Genomic DNA, 14,288 nt, shown 5'->3' with positions numbered 1-14,288 from the left:
TCAGTGACAGGGAGTAGTCGGGAACGGGCGAACAGCACATCAATGTTTCATCAACTCCGGGTGGCGCCACCGGAGTCCAGAAGTATCAACCGATCGGAGCGAGTGGTGCGCGCCTTGACGTCCGAAACTTTTGAGAGTTACTGTCATTTGACATTGACTCTCTTAAATCCGCCCGGAGGTCCGCCATGCGCGCTCCCGAGAACGGCACTGTCCCGGAGACCCTCAACCCGCGCCGCTGGATCGCCCTGATCGCGGTCGCGCTCAGCACCCTGGTGATCAGCTTCGACCAGACGATCCTCAACGTGGCGCTGCCCACCATGGCCGCCGCCCTGCACGCCGGCACCGGGCAGCAGCAGTGGGTGGTCGACGCCTACACCCTGGCCTTCGCCGCCTTGCTGCTGCCCGCCGGACTGCTCGGCGACCGGTTCGGGCGGCGCCGGCTGCTCACCGTCGGCCTCGGCCTGTTCGGCGTGGCCTCGACCTTCGGCATGCTGGCGAGCAGCGCCGGCACGCTGATCGCCGCCCGCGCCGCGATGGGCCTGGCCGGCGCCTTCGTGATGCCGCTCTCGATGGCCGTGATCCCCGGGCTCTTCCCGGTCGCCGAACGGCGCCGGGCGATCGCGATCCTCACCGCGGCGCTGGCCGCCGGCGCACCGTTCGGGCCGCTGATCGGCGGCGCGCTGCTGCAGCACTACTGGTGGGGCTCGGTCTTCCTGATCAACCTGCCGCTGGTGGCGATCGGCATCGTCGCCTGCCTCCTGCTGCTGCCCGAATCCAAGGACCCGGCTGCTCCGCGCCTGGACCTGCTCAGCGCGCTGCTCGGCGCCGGCGGCCTGTCCGCGCTGACCTTCGGGATCATCGAGGGCCCCGCGCGCGGCTGGTCCGACCCCCTGGTGGTGGCGCCGCTGATCGGCTCGGTCCCGACGCTGGCCGCACTGGTGCTGCGCAGCCGCCGGCAGCGCCATCCGATGCTGGACCTCGGCCTGCTCGCCGATCCGATCTACCGCTGGGCCTGCATCGCGGTCTTCCTGGTCTCGCTGGTGATGCTCGGCGCCTTCTTCCTGCTGCCGATCTACTTCCAGGGGGTGCTGGGCACCGACGCACTGGGCACCGGGCTGCGGATGATGCCGCTGATGGCCGGACTGATGGTGGCCGCCCGGGCGAGCGAGAAGCTGCACCAGCGGTTCGGCTCGCGCACCCTGATCACCGCCGGGCTGCTGGTGCTGGCCGCCTCGATGCTGGTCGGCAGCCGGACCGGCACTGGTGACGGCTACGGCTTCGCGGCCTGCTGGCTGCCGTTCTTCGGCGCCGGGCTCGGCCTCACGCTGATCCCGGCCTCCGGCGCGGCGATCACCCGGCTGCCCGGGGACCGGGCCGGGGTCGGCTCCGGGCTGCTCCAGACGCTGCGCCAGGTGGGCGGCGTGATCGGGGTGGCGGTCTTCGGCAGCCTGCTCGCCAGCGCCTACCAGGGCGCGCTGCACACCGCCGGGCTGCCGGGGCAACTCGCCCGCACCGCAGGGCAGTCGGTGCTGGCCGCCGATGAGATCGCCGGCCGGCTCGGCCACCCGGCGCTGGCCGCCTCGGCGCACCAGGCCTATCTGCACGGGATGGGCCTGGTGCTGGTCGCCTCCGCCGTGGTGGCGGCGCTCTCCGCGCTGCTGGTCGCGCTGCGGATGCCGCGCCGGGACGGGGCGGTGTCGCCGGACGAGGGGGCCGGAGCGGACGCGGGGGCAGCGGCGACGGTGCCTCGGGTGGCCCCGGTCCCGGCCCCGGTCCCGACCGGGCTCCCGGAATCCCTGGGAGAATCCCCGGCATGAGCGAAGCGCAGCCGACCGCGGCCACCTCCGACCTCCAGCCCGGCGAGGCGATCGCCGAGCTGTACCAGGAGCCGCAGTCGCTGCGCGAACGCAAGAAGCAGCGCACCCGGCGCACGCTGCGCCGCGAGGCCTACCGGCTCTTCAGCGAACAGGGCTGGGAGAACACCACGGTGGACCAGATCGCCGCCGCCGCCGAGGTCTCGCCGGCCACCTTCTTCCGCTACTTCCCGACCAAGGAGGACCTGGTCCTCACCGACGAGTACGACCCGCCGATGACCGCCGCCCTGCTGGCCCGGCCGGACGACGAGCCGTTCCTGGCCTCGGCGCGGGCGGTGCTGGTCCCGATGCTCCGGGTGATCATGCAGCACGACCGCGACGAGTTGCTGACCCGGCTGCGCCTGGTGCTGGACGTCCCCTCGCTGCGGGCCCGGATGCTGCAGCAGGCCGCCGAGCCGCAGGCCGTCTTCCTGGACGTGCTCACCCGGCGGGCGAAGCTGACCGCCCCGACCCTGGACATGCGCGTGCTCACCGCCGCCTTCGCGGCGGCCACCACCGAGACCGTCCTGTACTGGGCCGAGCAGGGCGGCGAGCAGGACATCGCCGACCTGCTCGACCGGACCATCGTCGCGCTGGGTGAGGGCTTCCGCTCCTGACGGGCGGGCGGGCGCCGCCGCCGTACGGCCTCGGCCAGGTCGGCGGCGGCGCCCGCCCGCCCGCCCGGAGCAGCCCTATCCGCTGGTGCGGCGGCGGCGCACGGCCAGGCCCACCCCGGTCAGCGCGGTCAGCCCGAGGGCCGCGGCGCCGGTGACGGCCGGGATGTTGACCGCACCGGCGGAGCCGGCCCCCTCGGCCGAGAACCCGCCCCCCAGGCCCGCCTTGTCGTAGGCCGAGCCCGGCAGCTTGTCGCCGTACCGCTGGTGCACCAGCCGCTGGTACGCCGCCAGGCTCACCCCGCCCGCGCCCACCGAGCCGCGCGCCTCCGGGTCCAGCGGCAGCACCCGTCCGCCGCGCAGCACGTACCAGGCGTTGACCTGCGGTTCGCGGAAGACCGTGCCACCGCCGCCGGCCGCACCGAGCGCCGCGTACTGGGTCTCGTCGCTGCCGGAGGCGATGTTCACCACCTGCCAGCCGCCGTTCTGCCGCACGGTCCAGACCGAGGCGGTGCGGCCGTCGGGTGCGGCCACCTCGGTGGCGGTGAAGTCCGGCCGGGCCACCGCCGCGCCCTTGGCGCCGGCCACGAAGCCCGGATCCAGGGTGTAGACCGGGACGGTGGCGCCGACCGGCTGCGGCACCGCCGCCGCGTCCGGGGCCCCGGCCAGGTGCTGGGCCGACCCGGCCGGGGAGACCGGGTCATGGGCGAAGAAGCTGCCCAACCGAGCCAGCACGGAGGGCGATTGGGCGGCCGCACGGGCGGCGGCCAGGTCGCTCTGCGACACCGCGGCCGGCGCCGCCCCGGGGGCGTCGGCCTGCGCGAGCGGGGCCGCGAGCAGCCCGGTACCCGCGGCCCCCGCGGCCAGTACGGCCGCGACGGCGGCTCGCCTGATGATCTGACGGTTCGTCATCATCGCCTCCTCACGCGCCGATCTGGTAGAGGGAGTGGGTCCAGGAGAAGGAGCTGTTGCTCACGTAGTAGTCGTAGTCCGCCCAGTTGTAGCGGTAGTCCGACGGCCAGGGATCGCCCCAGTAGACCCAGTTGTCGCTGAGGTCGTAGCCGTACAGCACCTCCATGTGGCCGCCGCCCGAGGACCACTGGATCCGGGTCTCCACCGGCCGGTTGTTGTTGATCTCGTTCTGCACGGTGCTGTAGTTGAGGTACCCGGTGACGTAGTCGCCCGGGTTGATGCCGATCCAGCTCAGCGCGTTCTGCACGTCGTCCAGCGCCGCCTCGTCGTTGGGGCAGGTGGCGTTGAGGGAGTTGCCGAACGCGGCGTCGCAGAACTGGTTCTGGGTGTAGTCGTAGCCGAACCAGCTGGCGATGGTGTCGCCGCTGGCCGCCCAGCACCAGTTGGAGTTCTGCTGTTGCTGCATGCTGATGTTGAGGGTCTTCGAGCTGCCGTCGGCAGCCGTCCGCGCACCGGCGGCGAAGGCCGGACGGGCCTGGGCGAGCGGGCCCGGCGCGGCTGCTGCTGCCGGCACTGCTGCGGTGGGCTCGGCGGCGGCGGTGGCCGGCGAGCTGGTGGCCACGGTCAGGGCCGGGCCGAGCGCGGTGAGCGCGGCCACGGCGAGCGCCTTGCGCAGGCGCCCGGGGGCCCGGGACGGTCTGGAAGCGGACATGGCGTTTCCTCCTTGCGGGGAAGCAGGGAAAGGAAGTGGGGGACACGCGAACCCCGGCGCCGTTCGCGGGCGGCGCCGGGGTGTGACAGAGCATCAGGCCTTGACCTCCCCTGGTCAACGGCCCTCCGGGCGCCCCCGGGTCAGGTGTGAACGCCGCCCCGCGAGTGTGAACGCCACCGGCCGCTGCTCTCCGGAAGGGTGACAAGGGGCTTCGGACGTGTGAATATTCACCACCGTCACGACGGCCGTCCACGCCGCCGGCCCGGCAGGCAGGAGGCCGCGATGGGGCGCATGTCCGTCGGCACCGCACCGCGCGGCAGCCGCCCCGACCTGGCCACGGTGCTGCGGACCGGCCCCTTCCACCTCGCCCTGCGCACCGCGCTGGCCGCGCGCGGACTGGCGCTGCACCGGGTGCAGCAGCATCTGGCGCACCGCGGGGTGCACGTCGGGGTGACCAGCCTCAGCTACTGGCAGCAGGGCCGGCGCCGCCCCGAACGGGCCGAATCACTGCGCGCGGTAGGGGCCCTGGAGGAGGTCCTGGAGCTGCCGGCCGGCTCGCTCACCCGGCTGCTCGGCCCGCGCCGGGGACGGTCCGCCGAGCCGGCCATGACCGTCGCCACCCGTCCCTACCGCGACCTGATCGCCCCCGCCGACGCGGTGGACGAACTGCTCGCCGAACTCCCCGGGCCACGCGACACCGGCCTGCACACCCTCACCCACATCGAGCGGATCCGGGTCGGCGCGGACGGCCGGCTGCTGCGCCGCGACTCCCAGCACGCGGTGCGCGCCCACCGCGACGGCATCGACCGCTACCTGGCGATCTACCAGGGCGACCCGGGCTGCGACGTCTCCCAGGTGCGGGTCCGGGCCGAGGAGAACTGCCGCCCCGGCCGGACCGCCCGCGCCCCGGATTCCCAACTCGTGATCGCCGAACTGCTGTTGGACCGCAGACTGCGCACCGGCGAGACCCACCTGCTCGGCTACGGCTTCGACGACGCCCCGGCCCCCGACCCGAGCACCGAGTTCGTGCGCGGCTTCAACTCCGGGACCGGGCAGTACGTCCTGCAGGTCACCTTCCACCCGGCCGCACTGCCGGTGCGCTGCCACCGCTTCGCGCGCAGCGCACCGGGCGCCGAACCGTACGAGCGCGAGGAACTCACGCTGGACGGCCAGCACGGCGTGCTGCTGGCCGCCACCGGGCTGGCGCCCTGCCTGCTGGGGATCAGCTGGGACTGGGAGTGAAGCCGAGGACCACGCTGTCCTCCACCGGCCGGTAGCCGATCCGCTGGTAGATCGAGTTGCTGGTCGGGTTGGCCAGGTTGGCGTAGAGCAGCACCTGCGCCGCCCCGCGCTCGCCCGCCAGCGCCGAGACCGCCGCCGTCACCGCGCTGGCGTAGCCGTTTGTGCGCAGCTCGGGCGGGGTGTAGACCGGGCCGACCCGGGTCATCCCGGCGAGCACCGGGGAGAGCCCTGCCAGCGCGACCGGCCGGCCCTCGACCTCCCAGAGGTGGAGTTCCCCGTTGGCGGCCCGGCGCGCGGCCAGCTCCTCGACCCGGTGGACCGAGAACATGTTGATGTCGACGAAGAAGGCCTTGAACCAGGCGACCAGCAGCTCGTGGTCCGCCGGACCGGCCTGCCGGAGCCGGCCGGCCACCGCGGGCACCGCCAACTCGCCCAGCCGGTAGAGCCGCTGCTCCTCGCGCACCTCGACCCTGCCGCCCGAGCGCTCGGCCCAGGCCGCGGCGAACGCCCGCGCCCGGCCCACGGCGCCGGCCACGCCGGTCAGTTCGGGTCCGTCGACCAGCACGTCCAGCAGCTCGGTGGCCGCCTCCAGGGGCATCGCGCCGAGCCGGACCGGCTGCGGCGGGGTCTGCATCCAGGCCCCCGCCACCGGTGCCCCGACGCTCGGGCGCCACCAGCCGAAGCGCGGCGGCTTGCCCGGGTCGCCACCGGCCGGGCTGCCGGCCGCCAGCCGGTCGACCAGGGTGAGCATGACGGTGTTCTCGGCCGGGTGCGCCGCCAGGAAGGCCCCGGCGGCGGCGCGGAACTCGGCGAGCGAGTCGGTGAGAGTCCAGGTCATCCCCCGATGCTGGGCCACTCCCCCGGTCGGCCGCACCCGAATTACGGCCGGACCCGCATTACGGCCGGACCCGAATTTTGGCCGGACTCGAATCAACCGGCTCGCACGCCGAGTTGCTCCCCCAGCACCGCCGGGTCCGCGGTGGGCACCTGGCAGGCGAAGTGCCGGCACACATAGGCGGCCGGCGCTCCGTCGAGCAGCGGCCGGTGCGCCAGCAGCGGCACCTCGGCCCCCGCGCCCGGCTCGCCGACGGCCACCACCGCGCCGGGCGCGGTGGCCAGCAGCGCGGCACGGTGCAGGGCCGCGGTGCGCGGGTCGCCGGCCGGGCCGACCACCGCGACCTCGCGCGGCCCGTCCAGCAGCGCCTCGCCGGCTGCCAGCCCCCACCCGATGAACCTCGGCGCCTGCCCCGCCAGTGCCCCGACCACGCCCAACGCCCGCTCGGCGGCGGTGCGGTGGCGCTCCGAGCCGGTGTAGGCGGCGTAGCTCAGCAGCGCCTGGGCGGCAGCGGTCCAGCCGGACGGGGTGGCGTTGTCGGTCGGGTCCTGCGGGCGGCGGATCAGCTCCTCGGCGTCATCTGCCGTGTCATACAGGCTTCCTGACGCCTCGTCGGTGAAGTGCCCAAGCACCGTGTCGAGCAACCCGCCCGCCAGGCCGAGCCATTCGGCCTCGCCGGTCACCGCGTACAGCGCCAGGAACCCCTCGGCCACGTCGGCGTAGTCCTCCAGGACGCCCGCGTTGGCCCCCGGCCGCCCGTCCCGCGAGGTGCGCAACAGCCGCCCCGGCGCGGTCAGATGGACGCTCAGCAGCAGGTCGGCGGCCCGCTCGGCGGCCGCCACCAGGTCGGGGCGGTCCAGCAGCGCCCCGGTCTCGGCGAGCGCGGCGATCGCCAACCCGTTCCAGGCGGCCACCACCTTGTCGTCCCGCGCCGGCGCCGGCCGCTGCGCCCGCGCCGCCAGCAGCGCGGCCCGCACCCGGTGGTACGCGGCGTCGTCCTCGGGATCCCGGAGCAGTTGCAGCACCGAGGCGCCCTCCTCGAAGGTGCCCTCCGCCGTCACGCCGAACAGCTCGGCGGCCAGCGCCCCGTCCCGCTCCCCCAGCGCCCCGGCCAGCTGCGCGGGCGTCCACACGTAGTACGCCCCCTCGCGGTGCGCGCCCCGCTCATCCTGGCTGTCGGCGTCCAGCGCGGAGGCGAACCCGCCCTCGGCCGTGCCCAGTTCGCGCACCAGGAAGTCCGCCGTCTCCAGCGCCACCCGGCGCGCCCGCTCATCCCCGGTGGCCCGCCACAGGTGCAGGTAGACCCGGATCAGCAGCGCGTTGTCATAGAGCATCTTCTCGAAGTGCGGCACCACCCAGCCCGCGTCCACCGAGTACCGCGCGAACCCGCCGCCCAACTGGTCGTAGAGCCCGCCGCGCGCCATCGCCTCGGCCGTCCGCTCCACCAGCTCCAGCGCCACCTCGGACCCGGTCCGCGCGTGGTGTCGCAGCAGGAACTCCAGCGCCATGGACGGCGGGAACTTCGGCGCCCCGCCGAACCCGCCGCGCACCGGATCGAAGCTGCGGCTGAGCCCGGTCAGCGCCTGGTGCAACTCCGCCTCCCCGGGCGGATTGCCACCCCCCGCCCCGTACACCCCGGCCCGCTGCGCCAACTCCGCCCGGATCCGCCCCGCGACCTCCGCGACCTCCTCGGGCCGCTCCCGCCAGGCCGCCGCCACCCCCTCCAGCACCTGCCGGAAGGACGGCATCCCGTGCCGCGGCTCGGGCGGGAAGTACGTCCCGAAGTAGAACGGCTCCTTGTCCGGCGTCAGGAACACCGTCATCGGCCACCCACCCTGCCCGGTCGCCGCCTGCACCGCCTCCATGTAGACCGCGTCCACATCCGGCCGCTCCTCGCGGTCCACCTTCACCGCGACGAACTCCCCGTTGAGGTACTGGGCGAGCGCCGCGTCCTCGAAGGACTCGTGCGCCATGACGTGGCACCAGTGACACGCCGCGTAGCCGACGGAGAGCAGCACCGGCACCCCGCGCCGCTCGGCCTCGGCGAAGGCCTCGGGGCCCCAGGGCTGCCAGTCGACGGGGTTGTCGGCGTGCTGGAGCAGATACGGGGACGTGGCATTGGCCAGGCGGTTCACCATGCGGGCAGTATCGCAGGACGGTCCCCGATCACCACGAGGACGCACGGCCCCGAAACACGCGACCTGGACGACGCAGATCCGCTCACGCCTGGCCGTCTCTCCGGCCGCTCTTCGTGGCGACCCGTCAGGAGTCGGACAATGCAGCCATACTCAACTGGTCGACGCTACCCAGGTAGCTTCGCATGCTCTGCGTGGAGGCATCAGAGGTGAATCGTCCAGCACAGACTCCCGCCGACCGATCTCGCTGTCCGGCTCCGCGAGGATATTGCGAGCCATCTCAGCCGCTTCGGGAAAGTCCGTGGTTGTGAACTGCAGTCCGTCGGCAGAGTCACGGCCGTCTACCTCCACGGGCATCCTGTTGACGGCCTACAGGTACGTGACCTGGACGATGTAGATCTGCTCATGTCGTACGACGGTCAGGTACTCGAACATGCCGCCCGGAACGTCGGAGGTCCTGCTCTTGGGGTTCTCGCCCCGGTACGCGGTCCCGTCGAGGTACAGGGCTTCCGCAGCGCGGACCAACTCGTCAGCCTTCTTCTCGACTTCGGCGACGAAGGCCAGTGGGACTCCGCCAACGACATGCTCCTCGCTGGGGAGGTACTCCCAGGACCACCTCATGCGCCCAGCGTCCGGTACGCGGCTCGGACGATCTCGGCGGCTGTGAGGGCTTGGCGCCGGGATTCGTCAGGGTCCTCCGCGACCTGCATGAGGTACTCGGCCCTGCGCAATTTGAAGGCCGTCTCCGGACACCTCTCGATCTCGACCACCACGGCCCACCGCAGGAGGAAGCCGCGGAGAGGGGCAAGGGTGTCGGAGTCGATGGCCTTGGTGATCGCTTCGGCCTGTTCGGTCTGCATCTCCGGCAGGCGATCCGGAGCCACGACGGCAAGGGCCGCCTTGAGGGCGGTGATGGTCCGCTCAGGGCGCGGGATCAGCTCTTCAGCGTGGTGCTCGGGCTGTGCGGTCACGTCTCCTCCATGCAGGTAGGCAGGTACCACGCTACAGGGACGCGATCCCGCCACTGCTCTGTTCCACGGATACCCTCGCGCCCACTGGACGGGTCCCACCTCGGCTGCCATGGCCCGTTGTCGAACGAGGCGCTGCGTGAAGGAGCAGCCGGCCCGGGCGCTGGTGCTCGACTCCGAGGCGCTCTCTCTGCTCCTGCGCAACGACCGTGGGATGGCAGCTCGCATCGAGGCATCCCGGCAGGTCGGGGTTCCCGTCCTGGTGTCTGTGCTGACCATCGTTGAAGCTGTGCAGGAGCAGACCGATCTGGCGCGCTTGAAGTGGGTGCTCTCTCGGCTGCGGGTGGAACCGGTCAGCCAGGAGGACTCCCTGACCGCAGTGGCGCTGCTTCGGGACGCAGGCGGGTTACACGGGCACAAATATGCGATCGACGCCCTCGTCGCCGCGCTCGCGCTCCGCGTCGCGGCCCCCGTGATCGTCCTGACCTCCGACCGCGACGACTGGTCGAAGCTCTGCGGAAGCCGCGTGATCATCAGAGAGGTGTGAGCACCACCGACTACCGCGTTTGCGAGTTCACTGGCACCAGTGGCAGGCCGCGTAACCGACCGACAGCCGAACGGGCGCATCGCGCCGTCGCGCTTCCTCGAGCCGGTCCAGGCGCCCCGGCCTCTCACAGCGCCACGCCCCGACCCGAGCGTGGAACCCGCGCACCTCCGTCCACTTGGCCGTTTCGCACTCATGCTCCATCAGCTATCTGCGGATCTTCGTATGCCTGACCGTCCCTCGGTGCCCTTTCCGGGTGGACCTGCGCTGACTGCTACGAGCCAGGACGGGTCGTCAGCTGTCGCTCTGCGGGCCGGTGAGGTTCTTGGTGAGCCACTCCAGGGCCATCGGGATCAGCTTCTCGAAGTCCGTGGTCAGGTCCTTGCCGCCGGGCTGCTCGTAGTAGTCGATCTCGGTGGGCGCGGCCGCCTTGGCCGCCCAGTCCTTGACCAGCTTGACCTCGTCGGCGTTCGCCCCTCCGGCAGTGGCGAGCATCCGCACGTCGGCCTTGCTCTGGCTGACCAGCACGTCCGGACTGTTGGCGTCCTGCTCGGCCTGGTGGCCCTGCCAGAGCGTGGAGTCCGCCTTGAAATAGCCGTCGATCGGCACGGCGGCCGCGTAGAGGTCGGGGTGCTGCAGGGCCAGCTTCGCGCTGCAGAAGGCACCGGTGGCGGCGCCCATCAGGCCCCAGCTGTCGCGACCTTTGAGGGTGCGGAAGTTGGCACGCACGAAGTCCGGGACGTCCTGGGACAACCAGGTGCCCATCTTCGGCTGGCCGGGGATGTCGGAGCAGTCCAGGGACCGGTTCTCGTCGCCGGTCAGGTTCTGCACCGGCATGATCATGATGAAGGGGTGCGCCTGGTCCTGCTGGGCGAGCTGGGCGTCGATCTCCTGGATCGGCAGCTGGTCGTCCGTCCAGGTGTTGTAGCCGTTGCTCTGGCCACCCGCGTAGAGGGTCAGCACCGGGAAGCCGAACTTGGCGTACTTCGGGTCGCTGTACTGCGGCGGCAGCCAGACCCAGACCTGGCCGGTGACACCGGACTTGGGGCCTGCCAGGGTGGTCACCATGATCGGACCGGCCTTGGTGTCACGGTCCTTCGTCAGACTGGCGGCCGGACCGGTCGGCATCACGACCTTGGAGTCCTGCGGCGCCGCACTGCTCGCCGCGCTGCTCGCCGCACTGCTCGCCGCACTGCTCGGGCCGGGCGGGGGAGCCGGGTGGCGTCCTGGGAGCAGCGCGAGGGTGAGGGCGGGGACGACGACCATCGTCACGGCGAGCGCGGTACGCGCTGCGGTCCGGTGCCGTCGCAGCCCCCGGCCGTCGCTGATGATCGCCGCGTACGGTGCCGGGGAGACGACGAGGTCCGCCGCGCCGTGGGCGAGGGCATGGCGCAGCCCTGGTTCGTCGGTGGGGATGCGGCTCTCGTCGGGCCAGGTCATGCGGACACCTTCAATCGGGAGTCGGTCGTGGCCGGCGTGCTGAGGTCGGTGAGGGCGGAGTGGGCACGCAGCTTGGCCAGTCCCTTGGCGGCCTGGCTCTTGACGGTGCCGGCGGAGCAGCCGAGCGCGGCGGCGACCTGTGCTTCGGAGAGGTCCTCCCAGTAGCGCAGCACCACCACGGCGCGCTGCCGCGCGGGCAGCGTGGCGAGAGCGGCGAAGAGCACCTGGCGCTGGTCGAACTGCGCGCCGGCGTCCGTCGGGTGCGGGCCGCTCGGCTCCAGCGGTTCGTCGGTCGGGTACTCCGCCAGGCGGCGCTTGCGGAAACGGTCGAAGTTGCTGTTCACCAGGATGCGCCGCACGTACGCGTCCGGGCTGTCGCTGCTGCGGACCCGTCGCCAGGACGCTTACACCTTGGCCAGCGCGGTCTGCGCCAGATCCTCCGCGTCGTGCTGGTTCCCGGTCAGCAGGTACGCCGTCCGGACCAGCCCGTTCCACCTGCCCTGTACGAAGCCACTGAACTCCGCCTCCTCGTCGTAGCTGCCCATCAGCATCACCCCCTCAGCCGTCCAGACCACGAACTCCGTGGATCAGGTTGCCTGGCGGGGCCGACGACTACTGCAGAGCACCGCCTCCGATCGGACAGGACGGCTGGGAGAACCGCTGCCGCCATGCGGCAGGCGGTCCGGGGCCCACGACGGCAAGGGCGGCCCTGAGGGCGGTGACGGTCCGCTCAGGGCGCGGGATCAGCTCTCCGACGAGCGGGCCGCGCCGAGGATGACGGGGTCGGTGCCGAGATCCGCCAGCAGCGCGTCCAGCTTGGCCCGGTCGACCGAGGACATCAGGAAGACGTGCACGTAGCTGCGGCGGGTGGTCTCGTCGCCCGGGACGGTCAGGACGTCCTGCGAGGAGAGCGACCACTTGGCTACCAGCTCGGGGCTGGGCTTGCGGAAGCGGACGGTGATGGCGCCCGGGGTGCGGGCCGGCCAGAGGTCGACGTCCTTCTCCAGCTCCAGCAGGCGCAGTTGCTGCTCCAGGTAGGCGGCGAGCTGCTGGGAGCGGCGGATCCGGTCGACCTGGTCCTGGTGGGAGTAGCGGGAGAGGTGGTCCCAGAGCACCAGCGGGGAGAAGCCGTTGCGGGAGCCGGCGAAGGTGGTGTCGGGCGCGCCCGTGTACTCCGGCTGGGACGGGGGTGCGACCTGGTACTTGACCTTGGTCATGTAGATGCCGCACGGCCAGGGCGCGCCGGGCCACTTGTGGCCGCTCATGGCGATCGAGGAGACCATGTCGAGGTCGCCGAACTCGCTGGTGGGCAGGGTGATGCCGAAGTCGAACTCCGGCAGCTCGGTGTCGGGAGTCCAGCCGAAGCCCGCCGTGCCGTCGTCCGGTCCGGCCGCGCCGGCCATCCGCATGAAGGGCACGTAGCCGGCCCCGAGGGCGCCGTCCACGTGGATCCAGAAGCGCCGGCGCAGGTCGGTCAGCGGCTCGCCGGTGACCGGGTCCTTGCCGTGCACCACCGGGCCCTGGATCAGCCCGTGCTTCTCGAAGATCGGCAGCAGGCGCTCGCAGACCCCGCGCACGTCGTCGTGGGCGCCCTTGAAGGTGCTGCCGAGGTTGAGGCTGACGAAGACCGGGTGGCCCTTCGCGGCGAAGAACTCCACCAGCACCGCCAGGGCGTCGGTGTCGATCTCGCCGGTGCCGTCCCAGGAGAGCCCCGAGGGGCCGCTGCGCGAGGGCACCTCGGTGGGCCAGTCACGCGGCTCCCCGGCCGGTCCGGTCAGCGGGCACTCGCCCGGGTACTGCTCGGTGCCGACCGCGTGGAAGGTCTCGACGCCCAGCACGCAGACGGCCTTGGCGAAGGAGTAGTGGGTGTCCTCGGAGTAGAAGGCCACCGGGCGGCGGGCGTTGGGGTTGACCGGCCCGAGGGCCTGGGCGCCGGGAGTGCGGGGCGACGGCTGGATCAGCGGCTTGCCGCTCAGGTAGTCCCGGGCGTTCCAGAGCGCGTACATGTTGCCCTCGGTCGAGCCCATGGAGAGCACATAGCCCCAGTAGGACTCGGGGTCGTCGGGGCGGTGCGGCCCGTCGGCGTGCCACAGGGCGGCGTAGTAGTCGAGCACCGCGCGCTCGACGACCTTGGTGTTCGGCTTGTAGCCGCCGCTCTGGAACGGGTCGCCGAGGTTGTTGATGTTGTGCTGCATGAACCGGCCGAGATCGAAGGCGCTGCCGCCCATCTCCTGGGTGGCCTGGAAGCCGAGCAGGTGCCGGCGCTTCCGGGTCAGGTACTCGTCCATCCGGTTGAGGGCGCGCAGCCGCTGCTCCTCGTCCAGCCCTTGCGCCGGTATCGCGAACTCACGGACGTCCGGCTCCAGCCGGCTGAGCTCGTCGTGGGCCGCGAGGGCGGGCAGGGCGTCGGTTCGGATCATGGCAGTCAGGATGGAACCTGTGGCGTCTCGAGGGGAAGCAATCCGCAGAAGATTCGGAATCAGCCGCGGATTCCTTGCATATCATCGGTCCGGGCGGCGACCCTGGACCCCGTGCCGAACAATCCTCACACCCAGCGGGTGCCCCTCGACGACGTGGACCGGGCGATCCTGCGGATCCTCGCCGACAACGCCCGCACCCCGAACAACGCGCTCGCGGACGCGGTGGGCATCGCCCCCTCGACCTGCCTGGCCCGGGTGCGCGCGCTGCGCGAGCGCGGGGTGATCCGCGCCTTCCGGGCCGAGATAGCCCCCGCCGCGATCGGACTGCCGCTGCAGGCGATGATCTCGGTCCGGCTCCGGGCGCACACCCGGGAGCAGAACGAGAGCTTCCGGGACACCGCCCCCGACCTGCCCGGCGTGGTCGCCGTCTTCCACATGGCCGGTTCCGACGACTACCTCCTGCACGTCGCCCTCGCCCACCCCGACGCCCTGCGCGACTTCGTGGTCGACCACCTCACCACCCACCCGGCGGTGGCCCAGACCCGGACCAACCTGATCTTCGAGCAGATCGCCGGCCGCCGTCAGCTGACGCCGGGCCCGTGACCGCGCCCCG

The 14,288-nt window shown here is 72.3% G+C and carries 14 protein-coding genes and 1 pseudogene; 5 read left to right on the top strand and 10 right to left on the bottom strand.

What is annotated here, in order from left to right:
* The first annotated feature begins 185 nt into the window (after positions 1 to 185).
* Both OG403_RS22460 and OG403_RS22455 read left to right on the top strand, forming a co-directional pair.
* Positions 186 to 1,817 (top strand): MFS transporter, encoded by a 1,632-nt coding sequence (locus OG403_RS22460; protein WP_329567145.1) that lies wholly within the window; start codon positions 186 to 188, stop codon positions 1,815 to 1,817.
* The gene (locus tag OG403_RS22455) at positions 1,814 to 2,470 is read left to right on the top strand and encodes a TetR family transcriptional regulator (RefSeq protein WP_329567144.1); all 657 of its coding nucleotides are present in this window, start codon (positions 1,814 to 1,816) and stop codon (positions 2,468 to 2,470) included. Before OG403_RS22460 ends, OG403_RS22455 begins: the two co-directional genes overlap by 4 nt.
* 75 nt (positions 2,471 to 2,545) lie before the next feature.
* On the opposite strand, the gene OG403_RS22450 is transcribed toward OG403_RS22455, so the two are convergent.
* Complete coding sequence (locus OG403_RS22450) at positions 2,546 to 3,379, bottom strand: hypothetical protein (RefSeq protein WP_329567143.1); 834 nt, start codon at positions 3,377 to 3,379, stop codon at positions 2,546 to 2,548.
* A gap of 10 nt (positions 3,380 to 3,389) precedes the next feature.
* Complete coding sequence (locus OG403_RS22445) at positions 3,390 to 4,091, bottom strand: papain-like cysteine protease family protein (RefSeq protein WP_329567141.1); 702 nt, start codon at positions 4,089 to 4,091, stop codon at positions 3,390 to 3,392.
* 282 nt (positions 4,092 to 4,373) lie between these two features.
* On the opposite strand from OG403_RS22445, the gene OG403_RS22440 reads away from it, so the two are divergent.
* On the top strand, positions 4,374 to 5,333 hold the full coding sequence (locus tag OG403_RS22440) for a hypothetical protein (protein WP_442910956.1): 960 nt from the start codon (positions 4,374 to 4,376) through the stop codon (positions 5,331 to 5,333).
* Here OG403_RS22440 and OG403_RS22435 read toward each other — a convergent pair.
* The 4 genes from OG403_RS22435 to OG403_RS22420 form a co-directional block, all read right to left on the bottom strand.
* A complete protein-coding gene (locus tag OG403_RS22435; RefSeq protein WP_329567139.1) occupies positions 5,314 to 6,171 on the bottom strand; it encodes a GNAT family N-acetyltransferase in 858 nt (285 codons plus the stop codon). The two genes, OG403_RS22440 and OG403_RS22435, sit on opposite strands and share 20 nt — an antisense overlap.
* A 92-nt stretch (positions 6,172 to 6,263) precedes the next feature.
* A complete protein-coding gene (locus tag OG403_RS22430; protein WP_329567137.1) occupies positions 6,264 to 8,306 on the bottom strand; it encodes a thioredoxin domain-containing protein in 2,043 nt (680 codons plus the stop codon).
* Between the two features lie 366 nt (positions 8,307 to 8,672).
* Positions 8,673 to 8,924 (bottom strand): hypothetical protein, encoded by a 252-nt coding sequence (locus OG403_RS22425; RefSeq protein ID WP_329567135.1) that lies wholly within the window; start codon positions 8,922 to 8,924, stop codon positions 8,673 to 8,675.
* Complete coding sequence (locus OG403_RS22420) at positions 8,921 to 9,274, bottom strand: hypothetical protein (RefSeq protein ID WP_329567133.1); 354 nt, start codon at positions 9,272 to 9,274, stop codon at positions 8,921 to 8,923. The genes OG403_RS22425 and OG403_RS22420 overlap by 4 nt, the downstream gene beginning before the upstream one ends.
* 136 nt (positions 9,275 to 9,410) lie before the next feature.
* On the opposite strand from OG403_RS22420, the gene OG403_RS22415 reads away from it, so the two are divergent.
* Entirely contained in the window at positions 9,411 to 9,818 is a 408-nt protein-coding gene (locus OG403_RS22415) for a PIN domain-containing protein (RefSeq protein WP_329567131.1), read from the top strand.
* A gap of 27 nt (positions 9,819 to 9,845) precedes the next feature.
* Here OG403_RS22415 and OG403_RS22410 read toward each other — a convergent pair whose 3' ends face one another.
* The 4 genes and pseudogenes from OG403_RS22410 to OG403_RS22395 all read right to left on the bottom strand — a co-directional run bounded on the left by OG403_RS22410 (position 9,846) and on the right by OG403_RS22395 (position 13,675).
* Positions 9,846 to 10,019 (bottom strand): DUF255 domain-containing protein, encoded by a 174-nt coding sequence (locus tag OG403_RS22410; protein ID WP_329567129.1) that lies wholly within the window; start codon positions 10,017 to 10,019, stop codon positions 9,846 to 9,848.
* 90 nt (positions 10,020 to 10,109) lie between these two features.
* Positions 10,110 to 11,255, bottom strand: coding sequence for an alpha/beta hydrolase (locus OG403_RS22405; protein WP_329567127.1), 1,146 nt, complete (start codon positions 11,253 to 11,255; stop codon positions 10,110 to 10,112).
* Positions 11,252 to 11,800, bottom strand: a pseudogene (locus OG403_RS22400) (SigE family RNA polymerase sigma factor). Before OG403_RS22400 ends, OG403_RS22405 begins: the two are co-directional and overlap by 4 nt.
* A gap of 198 nt (positions 11,801 to 11,998) precedes the next feature.
* Positions 11,999 to 13,675, bottom strand: a complete 1,677-nt coding sequence (locus OG403_RS22395; RefSeq protein ID WP_329567125.1) for a histidine decarboxylase — start codon at positions 13,673 to 13,675, stop codon at positions 11,999 to 12,001.
* A gap of 111 nt (positions 13,676 to 13,786) precedes the next feature.
* Between OG403_RS22395 and OG403_RS22390 the strand changes: the two genes are divergently transcribed.
* Positions 13,787 to 14,278: an Lrp/AsnC family transcriptional regulator gene (locus tag OG403_RS22390; RefSeq protein WP_329567123.1), complete on the top strand. Its 492-nt coding sequence runs from the start codon at positions 13,787 to 13,789 to the stop codon at positions 14,276 to 14,278.
* The last annotated feature ends 10 nt before the right edge of the window (positions 14,279 to 14,288 follow it).

Source organism: Kitasatospora sp. NBC_01266 (assembly GCF_036242395.1).
In the GTDB taxonomy this organism is placed as follows: domain Bacteria; phylum Actinomycetota; class Actinomycetes; order Streptomycetales; family Streptomycetaceae; genus Kitasatospora.
This window is presented reverse-complemented; position numbering and strand designations above follow the sequence as displayed.

Excerpts from the sequence above, each read along its gene's own strand:
- OG403_RS22460 (WP_329567145.1), top strand. The coding sequence starts at position 186 with ATGCGCGCTCCCGAGAACGGCACTGTCCCGGAGACCCTCAACCCGCGC.
- OG403_RS22455 (WP_329567144.1), top strand. The coding sequence starts at position 1,814 with ATGAGCGAAGCGCAGCCGACCGCGGCCACCTCCGACCTCCAGCCCGGC.
- OG403_RS22450 (WP_329567143.1), bottom strand. The coding sequence starts at position 3,379 with ATGACGAACCGTCAGATCATCAGGCGAGCCGCCGTCGCGGCCGTACTG.
- OG403_RS22445 (WP_329567141.1), bottom strand. The coding sequence starts at position 4,091 with ATGTCCGCTTCCAGACCGTCCCGGGCCCCCGGGCGCCTGCGCAAGGCG.
- OG403_RS22440 (WP_442910956.1), top strand. The coding sequence starts at position 4,374 with ATGGGGCGCATGTCCGTCGGCACCGCACCGCGCGGCAGCCGCCCCGAC.
- OG403_RS22435 (WP_329567139.1), bottom strand. The coding sequence starts at position 6,171 with ATGACCTGGACTCTCACCGACTCGCTCGCCGAGTTCCGCGCCGCCGCC.
- OG403_RS22430 (WP_329567137.1), bottom strand. The coding sequence starts at position 8,306 with ATGGTGAACCGCCTGGCCAATGCCACGTCCCCGTATCTGCTCCAGCAC.
- OG403_RS22425 (WP_329567135.1), bottom strand. The coding sequence starts at position 8,924 with ATGAGGTGGTCCTGGGAGTACCTCCCCAGCGAGGAGCATGTCGTTGGC.
- OG403_RS22410 (WP_329567129.1), bottom strand. The coding sequence starts at position 10,019 with ATGGAGCATGAGTGCGAAACGGCCAAGTGGACGGAGGTGCGCGGGTTC.
- OG403_RS22405 (WP_329567127.1), bottom strand. The coding sequence starts at position 11,255 with ATGACCTGGCCCGACGAGAGCCGCATCCCCACCGACGAACCAGGGCTG.
- OG403_RS22395 (WP_329567125.1), bottom strand. The coding sequence starts at position 13,675 with ATGATCCGAACCGACGCCCTGCCCGCCCTCGCGGCCCACGACGAGCTC.